This is a genomic window from Microcoleus harperi Pol14_C6 (genome assembly GCF_036701295.1).
Classification (GTDB): domain Bacteria; phylum Cyanobacteriota; class Cyanobacteriia; order Cyanobacteriales; family Microcoleaceae; genus Microcoleus.
This window is the reverse complement of record NZ_JAUBQN010000003.1, coordinates 283,636-296,969: the sequence shown is the minus strand read 5'-3', so window position 1 is coordinate 296,969 and position 13,334 is coordinate 283,636. Positions and strand designations below refer to the sequence as shown.

Here is a 13,334-nt window from a genome sequence, read left to right as displayed (position 1 = left end):
AGAGCTTATAAAATTGTGTCTGCTGTTTTTTAGGTTTGCACAGAAAGGGTCTGTTTGGGCAATGAGGTTTTGGGATTTAGGATTTTTGATATAAGTACGATCGAACTTGTAAGTCACATTATGTATGTTTGGGCGATCGGGCGATCGATTTTTTAGTATTAAAATTTAACATTCCGGGCGGCCAGGATACCCACTCCACAGATGAATCCGGGGGCTGGTTTAACGGTTGATAAATTTTAGGTATAATCTAAGATTATTGTGGGCGATCGCATCTAGCAAAAATATCTCGATAGTTTGGAGTCTTAAACACTTATGCCAGATGAAACGATTTGGATTGTGACCGCCGATACTTCGGATGAGTCTCCTGATGCACCTGATGATGACGGTGCGAAGAATGGGGGACATATAGGCGTGGACTGGAGTGATGCTTGGGACGCGCAGCCAAATCAGGCTAGCCAAAAGCAGGCGGCAAAAGCGGTTGATAGCTTGCGACTTCACAATGTCAGTATCAAAAAATTAGAAAAAGAATTGGTTGACTTGATGCAAACGGTCGATCAAATGTTCACCCGTGCAGATGCGGAAGCTGACATGAAATCGATCGAGTTATCTGAAATTGATTTATCCGTTGCGATTAACGCCGAGGGTTCTTTCAGTTTAGTCGGCCTGGGGGCGAAAGTTGCAGATACCAGAACTGTATTGTTGAGATTTAAACGGAAGTCTTAAGGTGAGATGGGAAAAAATTTAGCCATATCAATTGGCATCAATGCCTATGATTTCCTAACTCCGCTGAAATATGCCAAGCGGGATGCAGAGTTAATGCGTGAATTTTTTCGCGTTCGCGGGGGGTTTGAGAAAGTTCTTTTATTCTCAGAGGACTCTCCTGATATTAAAGGTATACCAACTCGTCCTTCTTTTATCAATCTGAAACGAGTTTTGAGGACGATGTTTGAAAAACCTTTTTTGGGGGATGGAGATAACTTTTGGTTTTTCTTCAGCGGTCACGGAATGCCCCATAACGGCTCTGATTATTTGATGCCGTGCGATGGCGATCCGGGAGATATTGAGAATACGGCAATTCCGATTAATTTCGTGACTGAACGCCTGCGCCGCTGCGGTGCTGATAATGTTATTTTGATTCTGGATGCTTGTCGGGATCAAGGGAGTAAATCGGGAGAAGGAATCGGCAATCAAGCCACTGAAGTTGCGCGACAAAAGGGAGTTATTACCTTTTTTTCTTGCAGTCCTAATGAATTGTCCTATGAAATCGAAGATTTACAGCAGGGTATTTTTACAAAAGCACTGCTTGAGGGGTTGGGCGTTCAAGGTAAATGTGCAACTGTTGAGCGATTAGATCATTATTTGAACTCACGAGTTCCTGAACTAATCCGGCAATACAAAAGCAAAAAAGTGCGACAAACACCTTACGTTATTGCAGAGCCGATCGCGAAGTCACACTTAATTATTTGCCCACAATATGCAACTTTATATGATGTTGCTAAAATCAAAGTTGATGCTTATTATGCGGAAGTAAACAAAGATTTTGATCTGGCAGAACAGTGGTGGATTCGCGTATTAGCAGCATCTCCGGGCGATATAGATGCTATTAATGGAATTAAAAGAATTGTTGTGTCAAGGAGAGAAACTGACGTATCTTCTCAAAATAATTCTGTTGGTGCCAGCGTTGAAAAGCGATCGGAATCGCGAGTTTCTTCAAAATCTACTCCTGTAACGAATACTACTCGTACTGAGGCTGATATTCCTCTCAAATCTGATCGGGGACTAGACTACACAAATCTGCGCGATTTACTCGCTGCCCGAAGGTGGAAAGAAGCGGATAGGGAAACGCTGAGACTGATTTTGAAGGCGGCGGGTAGGGAGAAAGAAGGATTGCTGGACACAAAAAGTATTGAAAAATTTCCCTGCGATGAATTAAGTACCATTGACCAACTTTGGGTAAAGTATTCTAACGGTAACTTCGGCTTTAGCGTGCAGAAACGCATTTATCAAAGTCTAGGGGGAACCACTCAACATGATGAAGCAATATGGGAGACGTTTGGAGATACGGTGGGCTGGCGAAAAAACGGCAAATGGCTGTACTACGACGACCTCACTTTCTCAGAGAAGAATACAGCGCCAGGACATCTTCCTGTGTCTGTTCTGGGCGGAAATATATTTAGTAGTATAGAGTATTGGCGGTTTTGCTGGTGTAGTGAGTTGTGTTGGTGGTTTTGTTGGTTGGAGTGAGTGTCTCTTCTCTCGCGTCGAAAACAGTTAGCAAAGTTTAATATTTGATGTAGAATGAACTTTGAAATTATCGAAAATATTACTAATATTGAAACAATAGTAGTGGGCAACTCAATTCGGGTAGTAGAACGTTTGCGGAAAGTTTATGGCAATGGACGTTGAGAAACCTCAAAGGAATTGCAACAATTATCCTTACTGATGGTACAGCCTGCGAAGCTTATCTACATTGGTACGAAGCACACGGCATTGGAAAAAAATAAATCAAAATCAAATATATTTTATAGGAGGAGTCATGAATCCCCATAACTTAGAAACACAATTTGTAGTTTGCATTAACAATCAAGACTATCAAGCATCCTTGGAAGTGCGAAAAATTTATCGAATCATACCCGATAATCGCGCTGCGGAACATCAATTTCTCCGAGTTATTGACGAATTAGGCGCAGATTATTTGTATCCAGTCGCATATTTCGTGCCGATAGAATTGCCGAAAGCCCTAGAAGCAGTATTTGCACCGACAAAGGTTATGTAGCGGCGGGTTCACCAACATCTATGTCTATAAACAGCAATCTCAATAAACCTGCCCCGCCCAATATTGTGTTTTAATAAATAAACCTGAGTGTTAACATCGCAAATGTATGACAGCAAAAATACACATCAGCAAATTAGGTAATTCCTTGGCTTTGCCAATACCAGACTACATAGTAAAGTTTCTAAACCTTAAAGCCGAAGATTCAGTAATTTGTAGCATAGAAAATGGGAAACTGGTCATAGAGCCTGTAAATAATAAAATATCAAAGTATACCCTAGATGAATTATTGGCAGGCGAAATAGAATCTAGCGAAGAAGTCTCTTGGGGAAAACCAGAAGGAGAGGAGGTTTGGTAAACTATATCCCCGAACGAGGTCATTTTATTCGCCTCAATTTTGACCCTCAATCAGGACACGAACAAATGGGGACTAGACCTGCACTGGTTGTGAGTCAAACTAAATTTAACCGAAAAATGGGGTTTGTGTTTGTTTGTCCCATCAGCAACACACAACGCAAAAATCCGTTTTATGTTCCCATTCCAGAAGGTGAAGCGATAACAGGTGTAATTATGACGGATCAACTCCGTTCTTTAGATTATCGCGCAAGGCAGGCAAGTTTTCTTAGTGAATGTCGCTCAGATATAATTGAGGAAGTTTTGAGGCGAATTCAACCTATTTTGTTTGAGAATATGACTGTTGATGAATAGTTAATCAAATTATAAACTAGATTTGTAGTTGGCATTAAGCATCAAGAGTATCCAGAAATCTCTCTCGCGGATGATGCGATCGCCCTTCCTCCCCAGCAAAACTACAAAATGTACTGGCAAATCCCTTCACAGACCCAGGCTCAGCAGTTAAATCTGAGGTTTTCCATTGGACGATCGCACAAACGCACCAACCACCGCAGCTAACAACCGCCGACCTCTAATTATCGCAGGAATTCTCCTCGGTATCGGTCAATCCGGATTTTTTGACGGCATTGTCCTGCACCAACTCCTCCAGTGGCACCATATGTTTAGCAGCGTTAAAACCGATGCTACTGTTGCCGGTTTAGAATTAAATACCCTTGGAGATGGACTGTTTCACGCTGCGGATTGGTTGGTAACAGTAGCTGGCATCTTCTGTTTGTGGCGTGCTGTGAAGCGCAAAGATGTTCCTTTGTCAACTCAAACTTTTTTCGGTTCCATATTAATTGGTGCTGGATTGTTTGACTTTGTTGAAGGCATTGTTGACCATCAAATTTTGGGAATCCACCACGTCAAACCCGGTATCAACGAGTTAGCTTGGGATTTAGGATTTCTCGCTCTTGGAGTTAGTTTAGCCCTGTTAGGTTGGATGCTGGTACAGAGGGAAGTTCCCGCAGATACTAAAGTTTAAATGAATGCACAGATTGGGAATTTTACCAAATCCGCGTTACAAATCCCCCACTCTCTTTTTAACTCATCAGTTCATCCCGCCGCAGACTCCAACCACGCGATCAAATCCTATTGACTCCTAAAATCCAACAAATCTTCTGGCAAATCATCTAAGTGTTCCGCAGATAATCCCTGGATGCTAGTTTGAAATTCCAGTGTAACATCTCCCACCCGCCGCACGATCGGACGCATAATTAATCCTATTTCCCCCTCAATTTTACCCCTTTCGATTCCCTGTTCGATTCCTTGGCGGCGGCGTTGAGTACCTGAAGTTCCACAACCACGGTTTTGTGGCCGGTAATCTTGGCCTTGACATCCAGGTAAGTGTCTTTCAATCCTGTAACGCTTCCTGCTGAATAAGGGTTAATGATTTCTATTTCTTGGATGATCCGTTCTCCGTTATACAGCATTGCATTTAGGAAGCGGATTAAAATTTCAGGATGTTCTGAATATGAAAATATTCTTTTGAATGCAAAGTCTGCTTTGGGGATGATGAAACGCATATTGTAGAAGGAAGAAGGAAAATGCAATATCTTAGGGATTTTTAGGTTGGTAGTTGCGCTTTACCACCCTTAGCGCAACTACGAAGTTTTTCAATTATCAGCCTGTGGCTTGAGTAGTAGCAGGCGACATCACTAGCTTTCCAGATATGTCCATCGTCGCAAGCTTCAGCACTTCATTAAAAGCTAAACCCCGAATTTTGAGTTCCCACCGAATGCCTTTTGCTTTCATTCGCTTGGCTTTCCGCATATCGACATCAGCAGCTTTTTGATGCAAAAGCAAATATTTCATTGCTGCTGTAGCTTCTACTTTGGTGGGAAATGCAATATAGGTGATAAATCCGCCGTCCCAATGATTGGCGTTGCGGACACTGCTGATAGTCGCCACTCTCGGGCTAAAGCGGTTCCAGTAAAAGTCGCTGTAGCCGATCGACTCTGTTTTTACTTGGAGTTTGTTTGCCATTTGACTTAACTCCTATAACCTTGTGTGCGGGGTTGGCAGCAGGGCTTTAATTCTGCTATTTATATTATAGCATTGGGAAGTGGGAATTGGGAGCGAATGCTGGCTGTTGTTTTACCTCCCAGACTGCTTCTGTGAAGTCGGGAAAGTAAAATATCCCCAATACCTTTAGTTCTTTTTTGTCTCGAATACAACTGCCTCAAAAAGCTCTACAAGCTTTAAGTCTGAATAAACCGATAAATACAAATACTTTTCCAGTTGATGCCGATTTCTAGGTAAGAATAAACCTAAGCCTGATAAGTTTTTATACTTATTTCTAATTCTTGAGTCAAGTAATTCACCATTCTGTTGCACTCTCTGAATGAGGAAATTATTTAAAAATGAAACTAAATCGTTACAAGCGGACGGACTTGCACCTGATAATTGGGTAAGTTTTTGTAAAAAATTTGCGAAATCAACAAAGGTTTCTCCAGAGCTATTATAAACTCCTACAGTAGTGTTATTGGAAAAATTGACTTCAGGTCCTAAAATTGAGGATATAAAAACTTTTACAGGCACAATATCTGCTTGCAAAATACAATCAATCACAGCATTAAGTTTTTCGGCAAAGTAGCGGAAATAATGATTGTTAGTTAATGTCAAACTATGGTACATATCCCGTCGTTCACAATCCATAATCTTTTTAGCTAGCTGAGAACCATCAATCTCTGGATAATCGCTCAAATGACTTAACAATTGCTCATAATAGTAATTTGGAGCTCCAAGTTGGAGTTGAGATGAAAGCGTATACTTAGCAGTATTTTGGAAGGTATGGTGTACTTCAATATTTCCTTTGTTACAATTTTGAAAAAATAATAATTCGAGGTTTCCCTTTACAGATTGGTTAAAATTAAATATAACTTGATTTATTTTTTGAAGATTCATCCATCTAATTTCTGAAATTGAAGGCGACGTGGGATGTTCGTCGGGGCTGATTTCCATAAGCGTTCCACTATGACCTAAAAACACAATAGCCCAGCGTTTGGCTTGAAATTGAGATTGTGCCCAAGTCAGATACTCACTCAAGACTTCTGGACTACTACTATCTGCTGTTTCTAAGTATTGCGTATCAACTTTACCTTGGCTAAGGATGCTTCTAGAAACTTGTGCTGCTCCACTAAAGTCTGATTGTACTACTACCAAAACCTTGTCATTTTTTACACCTTTACTTAGCATTTGAATAATTGGCTGTCCGAATCTTGAGAGATTATTGTCATAGGGCATCCAGTAGAGTAATATCCAGTCATAATGATTTTTTACCGTACTTCCAAGCATATATTGGTTTCCAGAGTAATATATTGTCTCTATTAAAGAACTAATACTTACTGTTATCACTTTTATGGCTTCCCTTCTTTTCACCTTCTCTGCTCCGGATTGAGGATATTCAGCTTTTTGTAGGCAGTATTTTTGGCTAACTAAAACCTCAATTCATATTCAGCAGTGACGCGGTTGTCTCCTTGAAAATTACTGGAACTCCTGAGTAAAATTTTATCGCTCAATCGATAGCGCACAGTAAATTCAGTTGGTTGATTTGCTGACAAAACTCGAATGATTGACGCTGAAATATTGCGCGTGATGTCAAACCCAACTTCTAAACCTAAACCGAGAGAACCCGCACCAGAACTGGAACTAGCTGTTTGTGCTTCGTTGCCTCTAATCCGAGTGGGAAATAAGCGAAATTCACTCAATCCTGTGGCGTTAGTAATCGCAGATTGAATGTTGTTCAATAAACCCGCACCCGCTAAATTTGCAATCGCCAGTGTACTATCTCCCTGCCCCAAAGTCTGCACGAAACTGCCGCCCAACAGCGCTACAATCTCTGTTTCCGATCGACTCGGAGAACTCCTCAACTCCAGACTTTCCGCCAACTGAGAAGCCCTTCCCTGCACTAACGCTTGAATTCGGACACTCCGCACATTGCCGAAACTTGTCGGTTCGTCTGCGATTTCAGAGGCTACAGATGTGCCGGGAGTGCGGAACCGCGTTACTTCCTGCACCGAAGTTGCTAATCTCACATCCAGCGTCGGATCGAGTCCTTGTGTTGGTACAAAGGTCGCAGTCTGTGGGTATCCTCGATCGAGTCTAAACTCTGTCGTAAACAAATTCACCGACCCGGAAGTCAACCGAATCGTACCCTCCGGGCGAAGGTCATCTAAAGTTCCATTCACCGTCAAGCCCCCAGTCGCCTGAAAACTCAATATCGGCGCACTTGTGACCCGAATTCCCCGGCCCAAATTCAGCCGCAAATCGTTCAATCCAACTTCAAAGGAAGGGGAAGTAGCAGTTGCAGGAGAAGGAGAAACCTCAGTTGTAGGGGAATCAGAAACCTCAGTCGCAGGAGAAGGGGAAGATGTGGAATCAGAATCAGAATCAGAAGCAGAAGAGGAAGAAGCTAACTCAGTTGTGCCGCCGCCGGGACTCCGGAGAAATACTTCGCCATTGTACAGTTCAATATTACCGCTCAACTGCGGGCGTCTAGCCGTGCCCCTTGCCTGCACTTGACCAACAACGCCACCGCTGTACAATCCTCTGAGGTTCACTGCCAACTTGTCGAGATTCACAGCCAAAGGATTATCCGCATCGACATCGCCCTCGGCGAAGGGCACAGACAGCGGAATCACGCCAGCGGCCACAACTTGTCCCTGACTCAACTGTCCCCGAATTCCCTCTACCCGAATACGATCGCCCTCAAAGCGCACCGTCCCAGTCAGCCCTGTCAGCGGTTCTGGGAAGGCTCTCGCGCGGACAGTTGCATTTTCAAAATTCGCAATTCCTTGCGCTACAGGGTCTTGCAGCGTTCCTCCGACGCGAATTTGCACCTGTCCCTGACCGCTGACCCACGCCACTTGCGGAGTCAATACATTAATAATTGCCAAACCTTCATTTTGCAAATTCGCCCTCACATCAATTTGATTGCTATCAGCTTTCACGGCGGCAAACGGCAACTCAAAAGGCAAACTTCCCTGCACTTCAATCGGTTCGGTTTGAGTTACCAAAGCGCTGCCGCCAAAATTCAGGCGGGCGTTGCTGTAACTGAAACTCCCGTCGGCTTGTTTAATCGGTTCTCCGTTTAGCGTACCCTCAACCAAACTCAATTCTCCCGTGGCTTGCGGGTTTTCCAAACTGCCGGCTAAATTCGCCCGCAAATTCAAATTTCCCGTGACATCCACAAAAGGCAATTCCACCAGTTTTGCCAACTCTTCCACGGGCACATTTTCTACCCGCAACTGCCCGGATTGAGCTTTTTGCCCCAGTTGTCCCGAAAAGCCGATCGCACTTTTGCCCGATCTAATTTCCAAAGGCAAAACAGTTAAAATTCCGTCCTGAAAACTGCCTTCTATGCTGAACTTTTCAGCGACATATTTTCCCCACTGCCAGTTATCGCCTTTCACGTTAAATTGAGCTTGCACACCCGTCTGCAAAGAACCGGCGACAGCAATTTCGGCGCCAAAAGTGCCTTGCAATTGAGATAAGGGAGGCAATTTTTCTGATGCTTTTACTGCCTGCTGCTGCTGCAAAATTGTTTCAATTTCTGCCAAGCGGCGCAACTGTTCGATTAGCGGGGCATCCGGTTCTCCCACTGCTACAGTTTGCACGTCACCACTGTCGCCGTAAACCGGAGGTTTTAAGCCTCTCGCCAAGTCGCCTAAATTGAAATATTGCAAAGCGGCTAAAACCTGCTGCAAATTGCCTTGCTGGACGTTAACTTTCCCGGCAAATTGTGGGTTTGCGCCTGTTTGAACATTGCCGGAAATTAAGTATTGACCGCTGCCTTGGCGGAATATGCCATTTGTGAGAGTGGCGCTGCCGTTAGCGTAGCTGAATTCGGCTTGGAAACTGTCACCTTTAATGTAGCCGATCGCCGGTTGGGCGATCGCAATTTGTCCGCTTGCTTGCAAAGTCGCCGGATTTAACGGCATCTTCCAACCGGGCACATTTACTTGTCCCGAAACCGTACCGGTTATCGGCCCCAAACCGACCTCTTTACCGGGTGATAGATTCAAAGCCGCGAGGGGAAAATCGCTTAAATTAACTCGCAAAGTTTCTCCCTCGGTTTGGCCGCTAGCCACAGATTCCCCGCGTTGAATTAAGAAAGATGTCGGCAGAAAAGATTGATTTAAAGCTACTTCAATTTTGTCGCTGGCGCCGGCCAAACGCAAATCTACACTTTTCCCAGCATCCGCATTCACAGTCCCCGCCAGTACCGGGTCAAAAGCGATTTGATTTACCGCTAAATCCCGCACTTCCACGTCGCCAACTAAGCTGAGGGCGGCGAGGGTTCCGGTGAGGCTGCCGGTAAAATCGACATTGCCGCGCAGGGGCTGGTTTTGCTGTGAGGAATTTTTGTCCGCAATTCTAGACAAAAATCCTAGTTGTTCTGCTGGTAAAGCTTCCAGGTTAAAGTTGGCGAGTCTGACATCCAAATCTAAGTTGGAAATTGAGGGCCCTCCTTTACCTGTGAGTTCAACGTTAACAAAGCCGTTTGCTGTCAAACCCGGAGTTGTGGCGTTCTCAATTTCCACCCGTTTGCCGTCCCAATTAAATACTGCCTCAAAAGGTTGTTTCAAAAACGGCAATTCCGAAATGCGGAAACTGCCGCCGGCGCGAACTGTTTGTGGGGAAGCGGCAATCGGGCCGGATAAATTGATATTGCCGTTAAACAGTCCTCTAAGCTGGGGGAGATTTTGGGCACCAGAGGCTACACCTTGGGCTTGCAAGCTTTGTCGCTGCGACTCAAAGGCTTGCTGGAAGCGACTTAGAGCAATTTGCTCCCCCTCAATAGACGCGCGCCAATTCCCCGATGCCGCGCTGCCTTTAGCATTGACAATTCCTCCGCCGTTGGCGAGTCGAATTTGTCCGTCGCCGTTGGCGGTAATGCCGTTGGCGGTTAGATTATCTACTGTTCCCAAAATGCGGACTTTTCCGTCGAGGGTTCCGTTAATTTCTGGCGGTAAATCCGCTGTCAGCAAACCTGTTTGTTTGAGGGTTTGTTCTAAATTACTGACGGCAATTCCGTTTGTTTCCAGCAATGCTTGCAAGTTGCCGTTTTCTAATTTGGCAGTAGTATCGATCGCCCCGAGTCGATCAACCAAAATCCGTCCTTCTCCGCTACCACTAATTCCCTTGGCTGTCAAGTTATCCAAACTGCCCGCTGCTTGGAATTCGCCGTTAACTCTGCCGTCAAATCCTTTCGGCAAAGTCGCCGTCAGCGGAAACAGTTGGAGATTGCGAACAGTTTGTTCTAAGCGACTGAGAATAACTCGATCGGCATCGGCGAAAGCTTGCCAGCGTCTGTCTTCTAATTTACCTCTAAAAGCAACAGTACCGTCCCCTATATTGAGTTTGCCGCTGCTGCTGACGCCTATGTCAGCGGCGGTTGAATTATCCAGACTGCCCCTAGCTTGAATTTGATTAGATATTTGTCCGTCAAGCGATTGGAGATTTTGGATTTTGGATTTTAGATTGTTGATATTGGCGACTGTTTGGGGATTGTCAGCAGCGAAAGCTAAGCCAACATCTAACAGGGGCAATCCTAAATCTCCTAAGCGCCTGATGGAAGTGCGATCGGTTTCTGCCGTTCCCTGCCACTTTCCGGCTACCAATTCTCCTTTTAAATTAACATTGCTGCCAGCAAGATTGAGTCTGCCGCTGCCACTGGCATTGATGCTGCTAGCAGTCAAATTGTCAAGACTTCCCGATGCTGTAATTTGACTCGATAGCAGTCCGTCGATTGATTTTAGATTTTGGATTTTGGATTTGAGATTGTTGAGATTGGCAGATTGCTGATTTTCGGGATTGAATGCTGAAACCACATCTAAAATCGGCCATCCTAAATCTACTAAGCGGCTGATGGAAGTGCGATCTGTTTGTGCTGTTGCTTGCCAGTTTCCCGCTACCAATTCTCCGTTTAAATTGACATTGCTGTCGGCCAAATTTAGCCTACCGTTGGCATTAACATTGATTCCGCCAGCAGTCAAATTGTCAACATTTCCCGCGACTTGAAATTCACCTGCTAGCTGTCCGCCGAGCGATTTGAGGTTTTGGATTTTGGATTTTAGATTGTCTTGATTGGCGGTCATTTCCCGTCTTAAAAACGGCAAGCCAATATCAATCAATTGATTGACAGCTACTTTTTCAGTGTTGCCAACAACTTGCCAGTTCCCCGATTCTAGTTCGCCATTAACATCAACAATACTGTCAGCAATATTCAGCGTTCCTTTGCCCGTCGCAGCGATCGCATTTAAACTCAAATCGTCCAGAGTTCCCGCAGCTTCGACGGTTCCGCTGAACAAACCCGCTACTTCAGGAGGCAAATTAAGCCCCGGCAGAACTTGCTGCAAACTGTTGAGGGCCACGCGATCGCCCTCAATCATAGCTTGCCACTGACGGTCTTTTAGCGCAGCATCTACGTTAACAGAAGCGTTGCCAATTTTCACAACTGTATTTTGCAAATCTGCCAAATTCCTTGTGGCTCGAATTTCGCCCGCTGCGGGGAAAGTTCCTTGCGGTGCTTGCCATTGAACTCTACCTTGAATGTTGTCTAACGGACCGAAAATTTGAGCTTTTGCGGAGACATTGCCAATATTAACACCAGCAGGAATTGGGAGAGCGTAAATTTGGGCGATCGCGTCTCCGGGTACATTTTCAACTTGGAAGTCAAACACCAAACCTGATGGCGAATTCTTACTTTTCAAAGCAATATCGAGTTCACCTTTACCGCCAATTTTACCCCCCGCCGCCGGCACTACCAAAATATCGCTCAAAGTCAAACCTAAAGAGGAAAACGGGGGAATAGAAGATTGAGAATTAGGAGTTGGGGTTTGAGCCATTCTCCCCCGTTCCAATTTGAAATTAGTGCTAATATTATTTAATTGAAGCCGATCGACCGTAGCGGGTTTTGTCGAGGCGATCGCACCTGTCAGCACCGGCATTGCAACTGTTCCAGTCAGCTTGGCATCCGCCTTCACTTCCCCCGCCACAGCCACGGGTAATACTACTTTCTTCCCTAACTCTGTCTCCACCGCACTGACAACACTTGCCAAGGCGACTGGTTGCACGTTCGTTGTCAGATTGAAGCTAGCGTTCTCCAAATTAAAATTGGTTCCAGTGGCAACTGTTCCTGCTATTCTAAGCGGAATTAAACCGTAATTAGCCGTTAGACTATCGACAATCACATTAGTTCCCTGAAACCGCAACTGACCGCTGCTATTTTGTACGATCTGTTTCAGCGGAGAAATACTCGCTTGCACTCCTCCAAAACTAGCGGTTCCGGTAATTTCCGATACTTTATTGTCTCGCAATTTTACGGTCAAATTGCCATTTGCCAGACCTTTTTGTAAATAAATGCGGGGAAGTTTCAGCAAGCGAGCAAGGTCGGGCAAAGGCAAATTTTGACCTTGCAACTGCACGTTAGTTTGAGCGGCAGGTAACAGAGAATCTGCTTTTACTATAAAATTATCGCTGTTAGTAAACTGACCGTTTAGTTCGTAGAGAACGCGCTGATTTTGGTCGCGAAAGAGAGCGCTGCCATTTTTCAAGCTTACAGAAATCGGAGCCGAAGTTTTCTGTCCGACTGCGGGACTCGGCACCAAAACTGCGGCGACATTTTCAGCTCGAATTGCCTCAACTTCAGTTTTAAATAAACCCGGAGATTTCCGCTCTGCAGTTGGAATATTAACCCAGCGGCCTTGAGCATCCTGTTCGATATAAGCGCTAGGTTTAACTAGGGTAATATCTAATTTGAGAGTGCGGTTGAACAGCAGTGGCAAAACCGAAAACTGCACTTCCACTGCTTCAGTAGAAGCGTAATCGGGATCGGTAGGAGTTGCAGGTAAAGTCGATCGGCCAAACCGCAAACCTGTCAGAGAAAATCCCTCCAAACGTCCGAGTTGCACAGGTCGCTTCAGCAACTGACTGACTTCCGTTTCCACCAAAGGAGCTAACTTTTCCCGCACCCACTGGTATCCTACCGCCGCCCCCACCAAGGCGAGAATACCTAATCCCGTACCGCTAAGCAGCAGCAGACGCCACCACCGGCGATGGGGACGGGGTGCGAGTTGATTTTTGTTATCGTCCGAGTTAGTCATGGGTGTTTCTCAAAAATCAGAGAATTCAGGAATTATAGGAAATCAGCCGATTCTAGACA

Annotated in this window: 11 protein-coding genes; 6 read left to right on the top strand and 5 right to left on the bottom strand. The window is 44.9% G+C overall.

The window, feature by feature from the left end:
• Positions 1-312: 312 nt before the first annotated feature.
• From QUA27_RS04560 to QUA27_RS04535, 6 genes are all read left to right on the top strand, one after another.
• Positions 313-723: a Pepco domain-containing protein gene (locus QUA27_RS04560; protein ID WP_333066626.1), complete on the top strand. Its 411-nt coding sequence runs from the start codon at positions 313-315 to the stop codon at positions 721-723.
• A 6-nt stretch (positions 724-729) separates the two neighbouring features.
• On the top strand, positions 730-2,244 hold the full coding sequence (locus tag QUA27_RS04555) for a GUN4 domain-containing protein (protein ID WP_333066625.1): 1,515 nt from the start codon (positions 730-732) through the stop codon (positions 2,242-2,244).
• A 292-nt stretch (positions 2,245-2,536) separates the two neighbouring features.
• Complete coding sequence (locus QUA27_RS04550) at positions 2,537-2,776, top strand: hypothetical protein (RefSeq protein WP_333066623.1); 240 nt, start codon at positions 2,537-2,539, stop codon at positions 2,774-2,776.
• Between the two features lie 106 nt (positions 2,777-2,882).
• Entirely contained in the window at positions 2,883-3,131 is a 249-nt protein-coding gene (locus QUA27_RS04545; RefSeq protein WP_015174616.1) for an AbrB/MazE/SpoVT family DNA-binding domain-containing protein, read from the top strand.
• On the top strand, positions 3,125-3,481 hold the full coding sequence (locus QUA27_RS04540) for a type II toxin-antitoxin system PemK/MazF family toxin (RefSeq protein ID WP_333066622.1): 357 nt from the start codon (positions 3,125-3,127) through the stop codon (positions 3,479-3,481). Before QUA27_RS04545 ends, QUA27_RS04540 begins: the two co-directional genes overlap by 7 nt.
• 166 nt (positions 3,482-3,647) lie before the next feature.
• Positions 3,648-4,151 carry a DUF2243 domain-containing protein gene (locus tag QUA27_RS04535; RefSeq protein ID WP_333066621.1) on the top strand — a complete coding sequence of 168 codons (504 nt, stop codon included), beginning with the start codon at positions 3,648-3,650 and terminating at the stop codon, positions 4,149-4,151.
• A 107-nt stretch (positions 4,152-4,258) separates the two neighbouring features.
• On the opposite strand, the gene QUA27_RS04530 is transcribed toward QUA27_RS04535, so the two are convergent.
• From QUA27_RS04530 to QUA27_RS04510, 5 genes are all read right to left on the bottom strand, one after another.
• Positions 4,259-4,381 (bottom strand): DUF4351 domain-containing protein, encoded by a 123-nt coding sequence (locus tag QUA27_RS04530; RefSeq protein ID WP_333066620.1) that lies wholly within the window; start codon positions 4,379-4,381, stop codon positions 4,259-4,261.
• An 8-nt stretch (positions 4,382-4,389) separates the two neighbouring features.
• The gene (locus QUA27_RS04525) at positions 4,390-4,692 is read right to left on the bottom strand and encodes a PD-(D/E)XK nuclease family transposase (protein ID WP_333066619.1); all 303 of its coding nucleotides are present in this window, start codon (positions 4,690-4,692) and stop codon (positions 4,390-4,392) included.
• A gap of 97 nt (positions 4,693-4,789) precedes the next feature.
• Positions 4,790-5,152 carry a hypothetical protein gene (locus tag QUA27_RS04520; protein WP_333066617.1) on the bottom strand — a complete coding sequence of 121 codons (363 nt, stop codon included), beginning with the start codon at positions 5,150-5,152 and terminating at the stop codon, positions 4,790-4,792.
• A 165-nt stretch (positions 5,153-5,317) separates the two neighbouring features.
• On the bottom strand, positions 5,318-6,463 hold the full coding sequence (locus tag QUA27_RS04515) for a clostripain-related cysteine peptidase (protein ID WP_333066615.1): 1,146 nt from the start codon (positions 6,461-6,463) through the stop codon (positions 5,318-5,320).
• A 140-nt stretch (positions 6,464-6,603) separates the two neighbouring features.
• Positions 6,604-13,275, bottom strand: a complete 6,672-nt coding sequence (locus QUA27_RS04510) for a translocation/assembly module TamB domain-containing protein (protein WP_333066614.1) — start codon at positions 13,273-13,275, stop codon at positions 6,604-6,606.
• Positions 13,276-13,334: the final 59 nt, after the last annotated feature.